Annotated in this window: 1 pseudogene; it reads right to left on the minus strand. The window is 68.4% G+C overall.

The features are described 5' to 3' along the window. Positions 1–288: pseudogene (locus NE591_RS15465) on the minus strand (molybdopterin-dependent oxidoreductase); the annotation flags it as partial.

The following is a 288-nucleotide window of genomic DNA, read 5'->3' on the forward strand; positions in this document are numbered from 1 at the left end:
TCTCCACCTTCTGATAGCCGGGAAGCAGGCTCGGCCACATGCCCATGTCGCCGGAGCCCTGGACGTTGTTCTGGCCGCGCACCGGAGCCAGGCCGGCGTTGTCGCGGCCGATCTGGTTCGTGACGCAGGCAATGGCGGCGATGGTGTGCACCGTCTTCACGCCCTGGCGCTGCTGGGTGACGCCCATGCCCCAGCCGATAATGGCGTTGGGGGCCGTAGCGTACATGCGGGCGGCCTTGCGAATATCGTCGGGGCTGCAGCCGCAGATGTCGGCGACCGACTCCGGCG

This window comes from Adlercreutzia sp. DFI.6.23, from assembly GCF_024462535.1.
Lineage (GTDB): Bacteria > Actinomycetota > Coriobacteriia > Coriobacteriales > Eggerthellaceae > Adlercreutzia > Adlercreutzia rubneri.